Origin of the sequence: Hallella multisaccharivorax DSM 17128, assembly GCF_000218235.1 — a bacterium.
In the GTDB taxonomy this organism is placed as follows: Bacteria; Bacteroidota; Bacteroidia; order Bacteroidales; family Bacteroidaceae; genus Prevotella; species Prevotella multisaccharivorax.
In genome coordinates this window covers 1,623,189-1,639,074 of sequence record NZ_GL945017.1, presented here as the reverse complement: position 1 = coordinate 1,639,074, position 15,886 = coordinate 1,623,189, and the positions used below count along the sequence as shown (strand labels likewise).

Genomic DNA, 15,886 nt, shown 5'->3' with positions numbered 1-15,886 from the left:
ATTGAATACCATGAAGATTTTTAAACGCACCAAAGCAAAGAAAGACGCCAAGATAGCGGAAGGCATCAAGTCACTGACCGACAAGTTCAAGCTCAAGGACAAGATAGCCAAAGCCAACCAATGGGCAGACAAGCACAAGAAAAGAGTGTCCGTCATCACGATCAGCATGCTCATGCTCTCACTGATTGTCGGCACGTGGCTCACCCTTACCTCCACCTACAACGAGTCCGACATGATGAGCGGTCTGTCCGACGTGAAGCCCGCCTTCGACGGCATCCGCCGCATCCAGCGTCTGAAGTCCATGCAGGTGGACCAGACCGTGGAACTCACCAACAAAGGCCAGCAGCTCAAGCATGACCTCGACTCCCTTGTCCGTCTGCCCGTCAAGAGCCATAAGGACTCCGTGGACATCATGGTGAAGTACCGCCAGCTCGAAATCGTGGTAAAATACCTCGACAATAAGCAATAAACACAAAACAATAAAAAACATATGATATGAACTTACAGAAACTCAAGCGTCTGAACCTCAGACAACCCAAGTACATTTTCCCTCTGGTCATCTTCCTGCCCCTGTTGGGGCTCATCTACTTCGGCATGGAGACCTTCAAGGGCAACGGCAAGACCACCGGGAACGTCGTCACCGACTCCATCAACATGAGCATCCCCGATGCCCGTGGTGAGGGCATGGACAACAAGATGACGGCGATGAACAAGCACTTCGCCGAGGACGGAGCCTTTACCGCCGTCGACGGCATCGGCGACGAGTACGAACAGAAGGACACCACCGGCAGCGGCTACAACGACGAGGAGCGGCAGAGTATCGATGCCGTCAATGCCGAACGCCTCCGTCAGCTGAAAGCCGAGGAGGACCTCCGCGAACGCCAGCGTGCCAACATGAACCGCATCAACGGCTATGGCAGCAGCGGCAGGAGCCAGCAGGAAGACCTCAACGCCTATGCCCGTGAGCTCGACCGCATCCAGAACCGCAGTATGGAACGACAGCGGCAGTACCAGGCCGAACAGGACCGTCGTGACAAGGAAGAGGAAGCCGAGGAAAGACGCCAGCGTCAGGAGATGATCGACGCGCTCACCGGCAACACCAGGAAGAAAGGCAAGAAGGAGGAGAAGGCAGAGATTGTCGAGAAAGTCAAGGAGGACAACTCCGAGAAGTTCAACACCGTTGCCAGCTCAGAGAATGTCGACGAGCCGCTTATCAAGGCGATGATAGACCGCACGACCAAGGCACGCGAGGGCACCCGTCTTTGCTTCAAGCTCCTCGACGACGTGACGGTGAAGGGCATCCGCCTGAAGAAAGGCTCCTACCTCTACGGTATCGTCACCGGATTCGGACAGCAGCGTGTCAAGGCGAGCATCACCAGCATCCTTGTCGGCAACAAGTTCATCAAGGTTGACCTCAGTGTCTTCGACAACGACGGCATGGAGGGCTTCTATGTCCCCGAATCCACCTTCCGTGAGATGGTGAGGGACGCTGGCTCCAATGTCGCTGCCCAGAATATACAGTTTGACGTGAACGGCACCGGCAGCTTGTCCCCGGAAATCATCGCCCTGCAGGCCTTGCAGAACATGTATCAGTCTGCCAGTTCCGCCGTATCGAAAAACATCCGCAAGAACAAAGCCAAAATCAAGTACAACACCATTGTCTATCTTATCAATACACAACAGGACTAAAAAACTAACTAACTCAATAACACTCAATCCAATATGAACATGAAGACAATATTCCTTTCACTCGCCCTTATGCTTTCAATGGCCATCCATGCGGCACAGCCCGATACGGTCAAGGTCCGTTACATCCACCGCCTCACGGAGGACGACGCCCGCATCTTCGAGCGCAACCTTCAGAAGACCGTCATCTACGTCAATGACCAGGTGACGACTCATCTCATCATGCCGGAGAACATCAAGCTCGTGGACATCTCCACAGACAAGCTTTTCGGCAACCAGTGCGCCGACAACATTGTCCGTCTGAAGCCCAAGTCCACGCTGATGGACAACGAACTGGCAGGAACGGTAACGGTCATCGGCGAGCGCCATATCGCCCAGTTCACCGTCTACTACACGAAAGCCCCGAAGCGTGCCCACTCCGTCTATACCGTCGGACAGGAGGACATCCGCGACTACACCAACCCAGAGGTGAGCATGACGCATGGTGATATGTCGCATCTGTGCTGGTCCATCTTCATGAGCTGCCGGAAGTGCTTCCGGGTGCACGGCAAACAGTACGGCATCCGTGCGCAGGTGAACAACATCTATACTGTTGGCGACTACTTCTTCATCGACTTCTCATTGGAGAACAGGAGCAACATCAAGTACGACATTGCCGAGATTCGTCTGAAGCTGATGGACAAGAAGGAACTGAAGGCGACGAACTCACAGACCATCGAACTGACACCTGTCTACATGGTCAACCATGCCGACCACTTCACGAAGTCCTACCGCAATGTCATCGTGCTGAAGAAGCTCACCTTCCCCGAAGAGAAGAAGCTGCGACTTGAAATCACCGAGGACCAGATCAGCGGTCGTGTCAGCTACCTCGACATCAACTACCGTGACATCCTCAATGCCGATGGCTTCGCGCCTGAGTTGCTGAGAAGCCTGCATTAAGTTCTCACCACAATATTTTTATATCTCGCCAAGTCGCTAAGTACGCAAAGTTTCAAGCCCGCAAGGATGATGGCTTTGCCTTCTCTTAGCGTCCTTAGCGCCTTTGCGAGAGATAATCCGTGCAATCCGTTTAATCTGTGAGAAGTAAAGAATACCTGTGAGACATCAACCGGTGTGCGCAACTCCTAACTTCTATTTCCTAACTTCTAACTTATCTAACTGTGGAAGAAACCCGTGAACAGCAACAGATGTACAACTTCTTCCGTTCGTGCATCTACCTTATTCTGATTGTTGAGATTGTGATGAACCTCCCCATCACCTCTGACAACCGCATGACCGCCTTCGTCCTTGAGCTCTTCCACCGCTTCAAGGTCTTCGACAGCGTCCTCTCCTGCAAGGTCATGGAGCTTATCTGTGTTGGAGTGACCTGCATCGGCACCAAGGCACGGAAGAGCCTGAAGTGGAATATGAAGACGATGGTCGTTTATCCGATGGTGGCAGGATGTACGATGACGCTGCTCTGCTTCGTCTTTCATAAAGGGGCATGGGACATCTATTTCTCCGGCTTCCCGTTGAACCGCTGCCTCTACGCTCTCTGCTCTGTCATCGGCATCATGCTGATCCACCAGAGCCTCGACGCTATTGCCAAATACTTCAACACAAAGATTGGCGATGACAAATGGAACTTCGAAGACGAGTCGTTCGAGCAGAGCCATAACAAGGAAGAGAACGAGTACAGTGTCAACATCCCTATGGTCTATTACTACAAGAAGAAGTTGAACCACGGCTGGATCAACATCATCAATCCCTTCCGTGCCACCATCGTCTTGGGTACGCCCGGCTCGGGTAAGTCCTTCGGCATCATCGACCCGTTCATCCGCCAGCACAGTGCCAAGGGCTTTGCCATGATGGTCTATGACTATAAGTTCCCGGCACTGGCCCGCAATCTCTTCTATCAGTACTGCAAGAACCGCAAGCAGGGCACGCTGCCCAAGAACTGCGGCTTCCGCATCGTCAACTTCACCGACGTGGAGTACTCCAACCGAGTGAACCCCATCCAGCGGAAGTATATCCCTGACCTTGCAGCAGCCTCCGAGACGGCAGCCACGCTATTATCCTCCCTCAACAAGGGAGGTGGTGAGAAAAAAGGTGGCAGTGAGGCCTTCTTCCAGAACTCCGCTGAGAACTTCCTTGCCGCCATCATTTACTTCTTTGTCAACTTCCATCCGACAGGCTACAAGAACGGTAGGAAGCTGACCCGCTACGTGCTGTGGAATAAGAGAAAACTCCGTCTTGTCATTCGCAGTTGGAGAGACTATAAGGCACTGGATGAACAAGGCAATGTTGTCCTTGACTTCATCGACTGCAACAGCAACAATGTCTCCACCGACAGCGACGATATGTTCGTTGACTTGAACGGCTTCTCCTATCTCAACGGCAACAAACAGGAGATACACATCGAGCGCAGTTGGTACGAGGACGAAGACGGCAACAAGGTGGAACCCGACACCATTACTGGCGAGTACTCCGACATGCCCCATGTGCTGAGCTTCTTAGGCCGCAGCTACAGCGAAGTATTCGACATACTAATGGACGACCCCAAAATCATGTCCCTCATGGCACCATTCCAGTCAGCCTACAAGAACAAAGCCAATGACCAGTTGGAAGGTATGGTAGGAACGCTCCGTGTCAATGCCGCCCGTCTTGTTTCCCCAGAGGCCTATTGGGTGTTCACCGGCGACGACTTCGACTTGAAAATCTCCGACAGGAACAGTCCCAGCTACCTCGTCATCGCCAACGATCCTGAAAAGGAACAGGTCATCGGCTCGCTCAACGCCCTCATCCTCAACCGTCTTGTCACGCGTATTAACAGCAAGGGCAATCTACCGGTAAGCATCATCGTCGATGAGCTGCCTACGCTCTATTTCCACAAGATAGACCGTCTTATCGGTACGGCGCGAAGCAACAAGGTGGCCGTCACCCTCGGCTTCCAGGAACTTCCCCAGTTGGAGGCCGACTACGGCAAAAACGGCATGCAGAAGATCATCACAACTTGCGGCAACATCTTCATGGGTGCAGCCCGCAACAAAGAAACACTTGAATGGGCGCAGAATGATGTCTTCGGCAAAGCCAAGCAGACATCGAAGTCCATTACCATCAACGACTCAAAGGTCAGCACATCCATCAGCGAGAAGATGGACAACCTCGTTCCTGCGGCTAAGATAGCCGACATGGCAACCGGCTGGCTCGCTGGACAGGCTGCCCGCGACTTCACTCCTACGGAGAAGAAATCCTTTGCAAACATCAACCTTGAGGAAAGCCCTGAATTCAGGACCACGAAGTATTTCTGCAAGACCAATTTCGATATGGGTAAGATACGCCGTGAGGAATCCCACTATGTGGAACTACCCAAGATTTACGCCTTCAAGAGCCAGCGTGACAAAGAAATCATGCTCAACAGAAATTTCAAGAAAGTAAACGACGAGATTGAGAACATGATACGGGATTTGTTAGGCAAATCAGAAGAGAAAAACTAAACCAACGATAACCAAACCACAACAAAATGACAAGAATTGAACTTGACAGAATCTGCTCAACTTGGGGGCTAATCCGGGAGTTGGGCTTGCGTCCGAGTGTAGAGAGAAGGGTAATAAATGATGTCATTCACTATGATATCAACACCGTCCGTGAATTATGTATGAAGAATGAGGATGAACTTCTTCGAATTCCCTCATTCAACGACGTGATGATTTCAAGTCTTGGTGATGCCCTTGCCAAGTACGGGTTGCACTTTGGTATGAGCGAAGCTGAACTTGACGATTACATGGACAGAGAGTACTTTAAGACTCATGGTATGCCGAAATCATTCAGTGGAACCAATTCCAAAGAGAAAGTGATATTAGAAAATGTTGCCTCGTCAGAAACAGCAAAGCTGGCTGATGATGACTCTGGTGAAAAGCCCGTTCCACATCGTCCATTAGTTGAAGTGAAGGAAGAACCCTTCATCAAGACATCCTATTTCGTCGCGAGTTTCTTGGGTGGAATGACGGGTTGTATGTTCATGATGATTGTAAAGCTGTTCTTTACCATCATAATCGACCTCTTCTAAGTAACGCGAAAGGCAACCGGTATTTTGTAGCAGGTTGCCTTTTTTGCGCTTCAGCCATACTGATGTAGCATCGGATAATGAATATCCCTTTTAGTTTTTGTTTTATCAGCTAAATAGACTTGCTCAAAGTCTATATTCCCCCTCCCTCACGTTCAACCATTTGGATTTACTCGTAATTCATGTATCTTTCTGACAACTATTGGGCTAATCATCATCTTCATCCGTATCGTTTTCGGCATCCTCGATGGCCTTCCAATCAAGCAGATTGTCATCGAGAACGTCATTAATCAAAGACTCCGGCCAGATTACCGTATAGTCATCCAGTGAGACGTTGTCCATTACCATCATCTCCTCTTCTGAATATACAGTGTTAAGTCTTGAACATATAATTCTGAGTTTTCAATTAATTTGTAGCGATAACCTTCTAAAATACGTTTTTCTTTGGTCTTCCTCTTTTCCTTCCTACCTTTTTCGACTTGTATCCCGGTTCACACCCGACTGGGATGTCAAGCCCCAAAGCCTTTGCAATCTCTACCTGCTTTCCGACGAAAGGTGTTATCTTAGAGGCATGCCCCTGCCGTTCGATACATCTTATGTTTCTCATCTCGTCAAGCATGTCCAGCGAAGAGGGGAACATGCTGTGAAGGTCTGTTGTCTTCCAGATGTGTCTGATATATGATCCGATGACCAGCCCGACGAACAAGACGAACAGCCTGCCGGTCTTGCCGTCCTCACTCCAATTCCGCTGTCTGTCAGAGCACATCTCCGTCTTCATCTGCTGGAAGTACTTCTCCTGCTCGTCTCTCAATTTGTAGTGGGCCAGAGCTTGTGGGGATGTCAGATCCAGCCCGAGCGTTACAATGGCAACAAACCCTAACAGTCTGAGTGAGTCGTTGTACTTCTTCTCGTTCTTCTCAAAAGATATGACATGTCTTTTCTTGTCCAACTTTACGTCAAACATGCAGAAGTCTTTCTTCAGGGTATCGTCGTCTGGTGCTTCTTCCTTGTCTTCAAGCATCTTCTGAAGACAGCTTCTCTGCCCTTCGACTTTCATGTCTATGTTGATTTGCCCTTCGCTTCTCCACGAGGGATTGAAGAACAGATTCAGGCGCATCTTGCTTGCTGCCTTTTCGGACTTACCCTTTCCATGTACCTTGTAGTCAATGTCGTACTGCTTGTAGTACAGCTTGCTGTCAAGGTCTATCTCCATTCCGTCCGGACGGACATTGAAGTCTCCGAGGCTGTCTATTTTGTCGCTGATAAACTTGTGGCCGGTCTTCATGCACATTATAGCGGGCCGGCCATGAAGGATGTTGTCCTCAAGGATTTGCACTGTCCCATAGCCCCTGTCCGTTATCATTACGTAATTCATGAAACCAGCACAGCGAAGGTCAGACTGGATGACACCCATTGTGCGTGAGTCAGGAATGTTACCGGGAAAAGACCTGTAATAGATGGGCATGTGGTTGCTGAGAGTATAGACTACAACTTCATTCGTCTGCGCCAAAGCAATGCTCTCTTTGTTGTGCCCCCAGCGTATGTCGGCCAGGCTGCTTCCGTAAGCAGACCTGCTTGTGGAGTCAACAGCACAGAGCTCCATCTTTCCAATTTTTTCAGAACGAAGACGTAACAAGGCCTGGCGGTCTTTCTCGGTGATAGATTGCGTAAGACGGGTGATGTCTCCCGGCGACATTTCGCGCGCGGACGGAGTCTTGGTGTATCTCTGCCAGCGAGCGAGTCTGCTGTAAGAATAGCTGGAAATATATGGGAACATGGCAAGTGTCATGATATTATCCACTTTCTCCTTGTTTCCCTCGAACACCTTCTCCAGATCCTCGCGTATCTTGGTCTTCTCCGCAACTCTTTCCATAAGCCACACGTCGCCATACAGACGGTTCTGCGCATCTCCATTGTGGGTAGGCCTCCCCGCTTTCCTCGTGCTTGGCAAAGAGTCCAGTTCGCTCAAATCCCATCCCTGTGGGAATACCAATTGCTTTCGCTCGGCAGGAGGCATGTAAAGATATGCCTTGTCTGGAATGAACTTCAAGCTTTCGGTCACTGTGCCTAAATGAATGCTTTTGTTCATACGCTTACCTGTTGCCTCGTTCGTTACACGTGGGCGTAGTGCTGCATATCTATATCCGTTATTAATGTGAAGCGTCACCTTGTGAGCAGTCTCATCGCTTATGGGTCTTGCCATTGTGCTACATCTTTGATTATCGCTACAAATGTAACAATAATAAATGAAATGGCAAAACATAATAAGTTAAATGTATACTGATTTATAGATAATTAGCTTTTCGACCAGCGTTATCGCTACAAAATAATCGAAAATTCAGATTCTTAGGGTCGCAAGTGAATCCGAATGATTGTTCGACTTTCTCCTGCGACATTTTTGATATCTGTTCATTAAGCTTGGCATAGCCGTTTGCCATTGCCTCCAACAATTCTGGTTTCGTTTTGGGATTTGCCATAGTCTTATCATTCTATATTTGTTACTACCTGTTATCTCGATTCGCCGGTTTAGACTCGTCTGGCATTCAGGTTGGCTTTAATACACTAACGTCTTACATACCATAATATTACTTCTTAATCAATCAATCCCCAAAATATGATGCATGGAACGTATTTGATGCCACAAAATTACTAATAATTTATGCAAAAGGCAATATTATAATCATATTGCATGCGTAAAAATATTGTATATTTATCATTTCGTTGCTTCGCATACGCACGTCATCATATTATTTTGAATGTGTTAGAATAATAGAGTTTATTATGATACTTATGTACTTAAAATACTATTTCAATATTAATTAGGATTATTATTCACTTTTGATAATACTTCAAAAAACAGCATTTTTGTAGAGAAAATATTAACCATTAAATTATCAGCATACTTATTTAGCTTGTTTTAACAACCTATATAACATGTTGATTTTATGAGTAATACACATCTGTTTTCTAATTCAAGGTATTCTATTACCTTTAAGAGTATTCTGTTGTATTGTCCTACAAGCAAATTTTCACAAATTTGCAACATGAATACGATAGGTAAAAATACAAAGAAAGTCAGAAAAACGGGTCATCTGATATTTCCAGTGGGTTGATGATTGTTTTATCCCAGTACAGTCACAACCCTATACACGAAGAAAGGAACATCGTTTACTCCCTTAAGCTCTGATCTGAAGCACTTGATCTTTGAGTTTAGAGACTCTGCAGAAGCATTCGTATCCCTGTCGATAAAGTAGTTGAGTATCTCATCTTCATAGAACTTGACCGTGTCTCGGACAGCCTTGATTTCCCTAAGAGTGCATGCATTTACTTCTTTGTACCATTCCTCGAACTTAACCTTGGCTGTCTCCTTTGTAAGAGTAGTGCTTCTGAAGATAGAGCGCAGCTTGTTGATAAGGTTGTATGCTTCTTCAAGTTTCGGATAGAACTTAAACAAAATTTTAGCTCTTGCTTCCTGATACAGAGACCACTTCTCACGACTCTTCAGCAGCTGCTTACTACATTTAGTCAATACTTCTATAAGCGTCTCACCATTAGCAAGTCTCGGCGGCGTGAAACGGCTGTTCTTACGCATAGGTTTACGTCCACGGTTGCTCTTACGCCACTTCTTTCCGTACTTTCTCTTCATTCTGTCCTTGTATGCCTTACGCTGCTTATCGAGTCGCTCAAGTTTCTGCTTGAATCCTGTCAACAGTTTCCTCAACCTCTTAACAGCCTCCCGTTTCAGGCGCAGGCGTATCTCATCTATGGCTCCTCCACAGTTCTTTATCACATGGAAACAATCACGTGTAACACGAGCCTTAGGGAAACACAAACCAGCAATAGAGCGCATACTGTCCGACAAGTCCATAGTAATGCTAGTTACTTTCACTCTTTCCTCCAGAGGTATCTGGTTGATGATCTTTGCTACGTCATCAGGCTTAGTGCCTTTGACCATTGCAACGACAGCGCCCTTCTTGCCATGAGCCGCCTTGTTATGAAGGATAGTGTAGACATCATTGCCGATGCTGGTTTCGTCAATACCAAGACGGTGACCCGGATTTTCCTCTTTGAGCACCCATTCCTCTGCATGGTCCTTCTGATTCCAGCTTCTGTAGTCGCTCAGGATGTTCTTGTAGTTTTTTTTCAAGAGTATCGCCATTAATGCCATAGGTCCCATCCTAATGCTCTGGATGTTATAGTCCCGTTATCTAAGCGTTCTCTTTAAAAAAGCGCGAAATCCTTAGAATATCGCGTACCGAAATGAGCCAGCTCATACCTGTCTGTCAGATCTACTATGAAAGTCGTACCATCAGGCTTTAACCAACGACGACGCTGCACATGAAGTATCATACGATGAGTGCGGACCGGGAAGTCCAGCAGCTGCATCTCGGCTGTGTAGCCGTTGCTTGTAGCATCGCTCATGTCCGGAGTTCGGTTATCCCGTTCTTTAAGATAAACATGCAACTGCTTCTTGAAGACCTTGTCTTCATTATCCAATGTCTCTTTAACGTCTGCTACGTCAAAGTAATCGAGTACACCTGGAGGCAAAAGGAAACTTGCCAATGTAATTAATGCGTCGTTCTGCTGTTTCATAATGCAAAGGTAACAATAAAAAGCAGTGCCAGCAACACAAAGATAGGTTCTTTTCGTCAATTTATACCCACTGGAAATATCTTATGCGCCGAAAACCGTGACCTGAGGACAAAGGCGAAATCATCCGAAACGAGTGCTGACTCATGGAAAGCTAAGTACTCAGACATGAAGAAAGACCGTGATGCTAAGGATGCCGAACTCAAAAAAAAACTTCGTTTGAGAAAGAGGGCAATGGAGGAACTGTCAGACTCTCTTTTACGCCTGTCAAAGGACATTCATACTGCAAAGAAGTAATCTCATTGGCTATATCGATGTATGTGTGCATGAATTGCGGCTTTAGGTCTGTAGTTAAGGGACTTGAACTTTTCAACAATTTTCTAAGCGGTGCGTTGGGTAGCCTGCCATGTCATCAGTCGATAGAGAACTGGCTGCTGAAGGTCGGTATTGTGGAATATCTTGATACATGTTCTTTTTTCAAGGACAAAAGGTATGCTATCATTGTGGATGAGAGCATAACTGTAGGAAGTCAGAAACTGCTTTTGATATTGGCTGTACCAGCGGACCATGTCGGGCATGCTCTTAGTTATAGCGATGTTAAGGTCCTGGCGGTCCTTGTTTCTTCATCTTGGAAGGCTGAAGATGTTGAGAAGGAAATTAGCAAACTCTGTGATAAGATAGGCCATGCTCCTGAATATATGATAAGCGACAATGGCCACAATCTCAGAAGGGGTGCAGAACTTGCAAATGTACCCCGGCACCGCGACATCAGCCATACCATAGGTATAATAATGAAGGAAGAATATGATAACAGGTCTGATTTTAAGGAATTTATGGACATTATGAATAAGAAGCGGCTCTCGTACCAACTTACCGATAACGCATATCTCCTCCCGCCAAAGTTGCGTGCAGTAGCAAGATTCATGAACATGTCTAAATGGGTGGCATGGGGTAAATCTATCCTTGATTCTTTTGACAATCTTGACAAGAAAAGACAAGATGCATATTCCTTTGTCCTGAAGTATAGAAATTTGATAGAGGAACTTCATCAGCTATTATCCAATGTCGATTTCATATGTTCAAGATTCAAGTGTGACGGATTGTCTGAGTTCTCAGCTGGGTTCTGCTCTGACTATGTATCGAAATCCTTGATCGATTGCGATAATGCAACAGAGGGAGGTGCACGGGTAGGACGTAAGATATTGAATTACATTAAAGATGAACTATCCTTGATTCGCAATAAGCAAGAGTGTCATAGTATTTCTTCTGATATAATAGAGTCAACGTTTGGAATGTATAAAAACATGCAGCCGAACAATAGACTCACAGGCATAACATATATTGTTTTGGCTATACCTCTGTACGGAAGAGTTAATAGCATAGAAGACAGAAAGAATCTGAATGTCAAAGACAAACTTGAGAGTGTCAGAATGGTTGACCTGAAAGATTGGAAACAGATGACGCTATTTGACAACTGGCAAGTTAAAAGAATGCTGGATCTCAAAAAAGTAATTTGAAAAGCAGACTAAATTTTTGACAGCCTAATTCTTAATATTATACTCTAATCCTGTAGATCGTTTAGCCCTGAGTATGACATTCCTTATCGTATCTATACACAAATAGCCCGAGTCCTTCCATTCTTTTTTTGACTTGAATAGGATTCTCGCTACATTAGTCCCCAATTCTTCCGTCTGCTCATCTACATAAAATGTATGTTCTTTTACGAATTTCTCGTCCATATCAGAAACAAAATCATGATAAAGCATATTTTTGAGATTGCGGAAGTCACACCCAGCAGTCTGATCTTTAAAGGTAATAATGCTCTCCAAGGGATCAATTTCAAAGAATTCGTTCTTTCTTACCAGTCCTTTACTCGCAAAACGGTACAACACCGTATTATCAATATTCTGTGTCTCGTAGTCATACTTTTGCACTACATCGTTCCTATATTTTTCCGCTTTCGTCTTGACAAAATTCTTCAGCATAGGTTTGATCCAAGCTGGCTCTCCTGCATAGTTCACCACAATCTCCGAAAGCATTCGTATAGTCTGCTCCAGAAACAGCGTGTCAGGTAGCATTTTTACGCATATTTTCTGATAGTTAACATGTGAGACGGTAAGACTATCAAAGGTAAAATCCAAATTTACGCGCCCCTGTTGGTCACTGAATGTGCTTTTCACTTTCCCTTGATAAGTTGTATAGATACTTGCCCTGCTTACAGGAACATCATTTACTTTATCCCACAGCACAAAATGCCTCTGTGCGTATAAACCCACAGATAAAAACAAGGAAACAACTATGATAGAAATTCGTTTATTCATTTGATATATCAATTATATTGTATTCACTAATTGTTTTTAATAATAGAGATATAATATTCAAGGAAATCTTTTGATTGCCTTTCACAAGTAAGTTCATTTTGTTCCATATCTCCTCCATAGATGTATCATTTGTACTCAATACCTTCTTTATTAAAAATGAATATCCGCAATCATCCAAATCAGTAAATCCGATGCTTGAAACTCGTCCTATAAGTGCATGCGCAGAGCTCAAGCCTGTCGAACAGATGAAATCCGAAATATCTTCGATTGAACTTATAGCTGAACTCGTTGAGGTAGAGCTGCAGGAAATCTGCTTTGACATCGTGATACGTGTCAAGGATACTCCTCTTTGCATTGCTTATGGATATGTGTACCCATGGAAGCACCTTGCCGACCATGGTCTTGTCCCTCATCTTATATGCTTTATGCTTAGCGACAATTTTGTTCGCTGTAAGTGCCGCGTAAGACTTCGTGGCATCTGTGGTGGCATCAGCTCCGGCATCTATAGAGAATTCTTTATTTTGTTTTCCTCCGTAGCCGCCTTCAAGTCCGGTATGACTTCCATCTTGATATGACCGACCCGTTTCCCAGTGCTGTACTTTTTCATTGGTGTGTTTGTAGGAACAGAACTTTCCGCCATGACAAGCACGGCCGTCTTCCTTTGGCTCCCATGTCCACGCTTGAGAGAATGCCATTTTTCACTGTCAGGCGTCTCCGTGGAGAAGAATCCTTCATCAAGTTCCACTTGGTCAAACAGCCTGTAGAGACTGTCACGCTTACCCATCACATCACGCAGCTTATGCATCATTTCCCAGACGGGTTGGTAGCGTTTCCTTCCCAGCTGGCGCTGTACCTCCAAGGCGGATATGGCCCGCTTCGTACTTACTATCAGAAACATTGCCACGAACCAATCGAAAATTGGCAGATTGCTGCCTTGCATCACTGTGCCGGAACGGAGGGTAACCTCATGACCGCAATCCATACATGTCCAAGACTTATGGCTCGGATTCCAACTGAGGTGCAAACCGCCACATTCCGGACAATAAAGAGTACGGCATTCACGAAATTCCTTAAGAGCATGCTCGCAAGCTTCCTCGTTAGGATAAACTTCATAGAAATCCGTCAAATTCATAATCATTCCTTTCCAATAGTCAAACATAAGCCCGCAATTTTTATACCAAGGATTGTCCAGGCTGTATAAACTTTGCTAATTTGGATGATTGCGGATATTCATTAATTTTTAGTTATAACGGAAAAAGTGGGGAATTATTTGCTCAGTCAGAAATCAATTTTTCAACCGTACAGGTCGAACTTTTGCGTATCTTTGTAGGGCACTTAGACAGCAGACTTACTGTCAGGTCTCCCATTTGGCTAACTATGTCTGACATTTTTAACTATTACTTTGATACTGGAACACTTTGTAAAGTTACTAATAATCAGCTAATTAGACATTTTTTATCAGTTAATAATATGTAATAAAAAATACTTTGTTTTTTATTTGGAATAAGCCTCATATATTAACGATTTTAACTAAAAAGCTACCGAACTATTGCTTATACAACCAAAGGGAAACGGAGTCCTATTTTCCGCGGATATGAACCAGACATTCCCCCATTTACATGTGTTTACAGTGCTTGAAATGTTAAAAATGCACTTTCTGCAGAAATTTTCTCTGATTTTCTTGTCAATTCCATTTTGATACTTTATCTTTGCAATATTAAAGTAAAAGATCTCGAAGTATGGAATGCTTGCGAACCATTTTGTTATATATCATGTATATGTCGCATATCCTTCCGATACGTGGCGTTTAACTTTTCGGTTGGTCTACCGCAGTACCAACTTTTTTCTTATCATAGAATCTCTAGCCCTTAGTATTTGGTATTGTTAAATATCCTATATAAGTTCAAATTCTTATTAATAGAAATGTTTTATTTATAAGCATCCATTTTAATAGTTAACTAAAATTATAAACCGATGAAAAATAAAGTTACTTTACTGATGCTGCTGTTTGTCTTTACTTATACTAAAGTACAGGGACAGACGGTTGTTTACACATATAATGCACAAGGTAGTTGTACTTCCCGGGTTATTAGGGGAACACTTCCAAAAGCCAAGAAAGCTCCGAAAACTTCTACAGACACGAAATTGTTAAAAGTAGACCTCTCTCCATCACCGACTTTCCAAGATCAACTTTCTATCTCTGTTGTGGGATTGCCTTCAGACCATAATTTATCATACATCATGGCAAATGTATCAGGTCAAGTTGTCTTCAATGGTTTAATAGGGAATGGAACTATTACCTTAACGACCACAAACCTGCCAAAAGGAATTTAACAGAGTTATAACAAATTGCCATCTACTTTCGTCGACGGAATATTCTTGCTGCTAATGGTGTTCTTTTTGAACTTCATATTCTATAAAAGAAGGATTTGTTTTGGATCACCAAGCACGTAAACCAAGTATATCAATAGGCTCCAATCTTATCGGACAGTAATAATAAAAAAATAGTGTCTAACAAATTCTTTGACTTTTTGCATATTCTTAAATTAAGATGAATAAACTCAATATATTATATATGCTTATCTCTACGATATTTACATTTGTTTCTTGTACCCGTGTCAAAAACAAAGACTTGAAAGTAAATATTCTTGCTCTGACTGAATCAGAAAGTGTCTATTTCATTCAGAAAGCAGATACAATAGAATATAAATGTTATATTGTTACAGGAGATAACGATAAAATAAGTATAACAGTACCATATAGTACTAATGATTTTATTGATGATTTAAAGAGAAAGGGCAAGGGCCTTTCAGCTTTTCCAATATCCCAAAGACAGAGGGGGTATAGAGAAACTTTGCAAGAAATGAATACATGTTTAAAAGTTATTTTAAGCAAGTATTCAAAAGAAAAAAACATCAACATACATTGTGATCTGTCTGATTTTAGTGATATTGCCATCATTGTTTCGCAATGCCTCCCAGAATATAAGTGTAAGAATAATTCTCAGATAGAAGAGTATATAAACCATACTACATTAGCAGCAGATTTGACCGCAATGTTGGGAATGTATAATATGAGCGTACAATCCATATCATTAGACTCAGAAGCAAAGGGTATTTATATGAATAAGGAATTATTTTTATCAAATCACACTACATCTATTAAGGATATACCTCAAAAAATTCTTGCTGTTCCAATCAAAATAAATATCGTAGATAATCAAAGTGGTATAAATATAGAATAA

General features: G+C 44.2%; 14 protein-coding genes and 1 pseudogene. 8 read left to right on the top strand and 7 right to left on the bottom strand.

Translation table 11 applies throughout. The features are described from left to right. Nucleotides 1–10 precede the first annotated feature (10 nt). The 5 genes from PREMU_RS07090 to PREMU_RS07070 all read left to right on the top strand — a co-directional run bounded on the left by PREMU_RS07090 (nt 11) and on the right by PREMU_RS07070 (nt 5,734). Nucleotides 11–469, top strand: coding sequence for a hypothetical protein (locus tag PREMU_RS07090; protein ID WP_007574199.1), 459 nt, complete (start codon nt 11–13; stop codon nt 467–469). Nucleotides 470–495: 26 nt separating this feature from the next. Next, complete coding sequence (gene traM, locus PREMU_RS07085; RefSeq protein WP_007574198.1) at nt 496–1,689, top strand: conjugative transposon protein TraM; 1,194 nt, start codon at nt 496–498, stop codon at nt 1,687–1,689. 33 nt (nt 1,690–1,722) lie between these two features. Further along, nucleotides 1,723–2,625, top strand: coding sequence for a conjugative transposon protein TraN (gene traN / locus PREMU_RS07080; protein ID WP_007574197.1), 903 nt, complete (start codon nt 1,723–1,725; stop codon nt 2,623–2,625). A gap of 248 nt (nt 2,626–2,873) precedes the next feature. After that, nucleotides 2,874–5,162 carry a type IV secretory system conjugative DNA transfer family protein gene (locus PREMU_RS07075; RefSeq protein WP_040558731.1) on the top strand — a complete coding sequence of 763 codons (2,289 nt, stop codon included), beginning with the start codon at nt 2,874–2,876 and terminating at the stop codon, nt 5,160–5,162. 26 nt (nt 5,163–5,188) lie between these two features. Then, nucleotides 5,189–5,734: a hypothetical protein gene (locus tag PREMU_RS07070; RefSeq protein WP_007574195.1), complete on the top strand. Its 546-nt coding sequence runs from the start codon at nt 5,189–5,191 to the stop codon at nt 5,732–5,734. 204 nt (nt 5,735–5,938) lie between these two features. On the opposite strand, the gene PREMU_RS15845 is transcribed toward PREMU_RS07070, so the two are convergent. From PREMU_RS15845 to PREMU_RS07055, 5 genes are all read right to left on the bottom strand, one after another. Further along, on the bottom strand, nt 5,939–6,073 hold the full coding sequence (locus tag PREMU_RS15845; protein WP_262502455.1) for a hypothetical protein: 135 nt from the start codon (nt 6,071–6,073) through the stop codon (nt 5,939–5,941). Nucleotides 6,074–6,158: 85 nt separating this feature from the next. Then, nucleotides 6,159–7,934 carry an IS1634 family transposase gene (locus PREMU_RS07065; protein WP_007574193.1) on the bottom strand — a complete coding sequence of 592 codons (1,776 nt, stop codon included), beginning with the start codon at nt 7,932–7,934 and terminating at the stop codon, nt 6,159–6,161. Nucleotides 7,935–8,016: 82 nt separating this feature from the next. Then, nucleotides 8,017–8,208, bottom strand: coding sequence for a ClbS/DfsB family four-helix bundle protein (locus tag PREMU_RS15380; RefSeq protein WP_007574191.1), 192 nt, complete (start codon nt 8,206–8,208; stop codon nt 8,017–8,019). 644 nt (nt 8,209–8,852) lie between these two features. Beyond that, nucleotides 8,853–9,878, bottom strand: coding sequence for a transposase (locus tag PREMU_RS07060; protein WP_169311315.1), 1,026 nt, complete (start codon nt 9,876–9,878; stop codon nt 8,853–8,855). A 74-nt stretch (nt 9,879–9,952) separates the two neighbouring features. Continuing rightward, nucleotides 9,953–10,324, bottom strand: coding sequence for an ISAon1 family transposase N-terminal region protein (locus tag PREMU_RS07055; protein WP_007574188.1), 372 nt, complete (start codon nt 10,322–10,324; stop codon nt 9,953–9,955). A 299-nt stretch (nt 10,325–10,623) separates the two neighbouring features. On the opposite strand from PREMU_RS07055, the gene PREMU_RS14990 reads away from it, so the two are divergent. Further along, nucleotides 10,624–11,838: a hypothetical protein gene (locus PREMU_RS14990; protein ID WP_156803979.1), complete on the top strand. Its 1,215-nt coding sequence runs from the start codon at nt 10,624–10,626 to the stop codon at nt 11,836–11,838. A 24-nt stretch (nt 11,839–11,862) separates the two neighbouring features. On the opposite strand, the gene PREMU_RS07050 is transcribed toward PREMU_RS14990, so the two are convergent. Beyond that, nucleotides 11,863–12,642: a hypothetical protein gene (locus tag PREMU_RS07050; RefSeq protein ID WP_007574186.1), complete on the bottom strand. Its 780-nt coding sequence runs from the start codon at nt 12,640–12,642 to the stop codon at nt 11,863–11,865. A gap of 179 nt (nt 12,643–12,821) precedes the next feature. After that, nucleotides 12,822–13,774: pseudogene (locus PREMU_RS07045) on the bottom strand (IS1595 family transposase). 842 nt (nt 13,775–14,616) lie between these two features. Between PREMU_RS07045 and PREMU_RS07040 the strand changes: the two are divergent. After that, entirely contained in the window at nt 14,617–14,976 is a 360-nt protein-coding gene (locus tag PREMU_RS07040) for a hypothetical protein (RefSeq protein ID WP_040558111.1), read from the top strand. Between the two features lie 217 nt (nt 14,977–15,193). Beyond that, on the top strand, nt 15,194–15,886 hold the full coding sequence (locus PREMU_RS07035; RefSeq protein WP_040558110.1) for a hypothetical protein: 693 nt from the start codon (nt 15,194–15,196) through the stop codon (nt 15,884–15,886).